4 protein-coding genes are annotated in these 2,013 nt (G+C 68.7%); 2 read left to right on the top strand and 2 right to left on the bottom strand.

Annotated elements, in window-relative coordinates; all coding sequences use genetic code 11:
• Nucleotides 1–207, bottom strand: a 207-nt coding sequence (locus M3Q23_14490) for a hypothetical protein (GenBank protein ID MDP9343268.1), incomplete at its 3' end; no start/stop codon positions are given.
• A 148-nt stretch (nt 208–355) separates the two neighbouring features.
• Complete coding sequence (locus M3Q23_14485; GenBank protein ID MDP9343267.1) at nt 356–871, bottom strand: hypothetical protein; 516 nt, start codon at nt 869–871, stop codon at nt 356–358.
• A gap of 183 nt (nt 872–1,054) precedes the next feature.
• Here M3Q23_14485 and M3Q23_14480 point away from each other — a divergent pair, with 183 nt between their 5' ends.
• Both M3Q23_14480 and M3Q23_14475 read left to right on the top strand, forming a co-directional pair.
• A complete protein-coding gene (locus M3Q23_14480; protein ID MDP9343266.1) occupies nt 1,055–1,456 on the top strand; it encodes an oxidoreductase in 402 nt (133 codons plus the stop codon).
• 137 nt (nt 1,457–1,593) lie between these two features.
• Nucleotides 1,594–2,013: hypothetical protein (locus tag M3Q23_14475; protein ID MDP9343265.1), on the top strand; the 420-nt coding region annotated here is incomplete at its 3' end.

Below are 2,013 nucleotides of genomic sequence, written 5' to 3'. Positions count from 1 at the left end.
ACGCTGTGGGTCGTCGACCCGGCCCTGCTCACCGTGGTCGTCACAGTTCACTTCCAGGGCCAGCCGGCGGCCCTCGGGAGTGATGGTCGCTCGGTGTGGGTGTTGGTGCGGTGAGCTCGGCGTCCCGCCGTCGGAAGACTGGCCGTCCCAATGGAACCGGATCGCCGCTCGCACCGGCGCGTAGACGGCGACGCGGAGTATTGCCACAGAGCCCCTTTTACATCGCGTGGCTGGGGTCCCTACCATGCCGCCGGCGTCGATGTGGGGGGGTGAGGGATGCAGGGGCGCTGGGCTCCCGATCTGGTGGAGGCTCCGGCATCGGCCTTCGTCGCCTCCATGGCGGGCGTGAACTACTTCACCGGGACGGCGAAGCGCAGGGGTGACCTGACCGAGGTTCAGGCCCATGGATGGACGGCGTCGCTGTTGAGCACCGGCCGCCTCCGGCGTCGTGGGTGCCGTGGAGGAGCGAGGCCATGTGGTTCGAGTCCCGGGCTCGTGCCTCCGACGCGTCCCCGTCATCGGCGAGGTCCCACGAGCCGAGCATGTCCAGGAACCCGTCCTCTTCGAGGTGGAAGATGCGAACCTCCCCCCACCTGCGGAAGGAAGGCTCAGACACGAGCTCCCCGAACCGCCGGGTGGAGTGGACTATCCAGGCGTGGAACACCCGCTCCAAGAACGGGTCAATCCGAGCGGGATCACGTCCGATCCGCCCGTGGTGCAGCTCCACCTCCCCGACGGCGCGGACGCCGGAGTCGGCCACCGCCACCACGCGGATGTCGGGCTCGGCCTCCAGGGCCATGCGGATGGACTCACGGAACAGCGACTGCTCCTCGGCGAGCAGCACGCGGACGTCCATGTGTTCCTCGGCCACGTCCCGGCCCCCTCTCCTGGTGTGCCGTCGGCCAGGAGTCAGCGTGCGGCCCCGAGCGTCCAGACGGCATGCGCGAACGGAACGGTTCTCCGTACGGAGGATTCATGAGACCGTCACGCGTTCCGCGTCACCGCCCGGGTCGTGAAAGCGCTACATTTCGGGCGCACGCGCGAGGGGGAGGCCATGGGATTTCGCGACCGGATGCGGGACCTCGGGAAGGTGGTCCGCCCCCAGAGCGCGGTGGGCGGGCGCTACGAGTTCGAGCCGCGCACCGACCGGATGTCGCGCCGGCTGAAGGGCGTGCAAGGGCCGGGGGAGGACCGCGAGGGGATCCTCCAGTTCGTGGAGTCCCGCCAGGGCGTGGAGGCCTACGTCGAGCCGAAGACGGTGATGCACCCCCTCTCCGTCGTGCTGGTCGCGAGGGACGGCGAGCACCGGCGCTTCGAGCTCTTCGACGACGCGTATCTGCGGGAGCTGACCCGAACGCACGACATGAAGGTCTTCGACGCCATGCGGGTGGGCTATCCGCAGCGAATGCGGGACTACCTGCGGCGGCAGCGCACAGAGGGGCGCGGAGAACCCTAGGAGCCTGCTGAACAACTGACATCTGAGGATGTCTCGCGGCCATACCGTGGCTACAGGAACGACGAGCGCCCCGGGAAGGGGGGTGAAGACGGGACATGAGGACGCCGGACGACATGTGGACTCGAAAGGGGACGAAGATGAAGAAGACCATCGGGATGCTGGGCCTGGGGCTAGTGGTCGGTGCGCTGGGGATCGGTCCCTCGATCGCCTCGGCCTCGTCGCTGGCCCCGTCCACCACGCTCAAGCTGACCGGCCAGCCCACCGCTGTGCAGCTGATCGAGGAGGGGAAGAAGGGGTTCAGCCTGGGCGACCGAATCATCCTGGGAGGCGTGCTGCTCGAGGGCGGCAAGCCGGTGGGACACTTCGGCATCCAGGACGTCGCCGCGAACACGCAGCCGAAGCAGGTCGAGGAGTTCGCGACGTTCATCCTCGGGGGCGGCCAGCTGACCTTCCAGGACATGAGGCGCATCAACGCCACGGACTTCACGGTGGCCATCACCGGCGGAACCGGGGCCTACGAGGGCGCCCGCGGGCAGGCCGAGGTGCACGTGACGAAG

Source organism: Actinomycetota bacterium (assembly GCA_030774015.1).
Lineage (GTDB): Bacteria > Actinomycetota > UBA4738 > UBA4738 > JACQTL01 > JALYLZ01.
Note: the sequence above shows the minus strand (reverse complement) of the source record. Positions and strands in the feature narration are given on the sequence as shown.

What these genes read in the sequence shown, in the direction of transcription:
- M3Q23_14480 (MDP9343266.1), top strand. Translation starts at nt 1,055, where the DNA reads ATGGGATTTCGCGACCGGATGCGGGACCTCGGGAAGGTGGTCCGCCCC.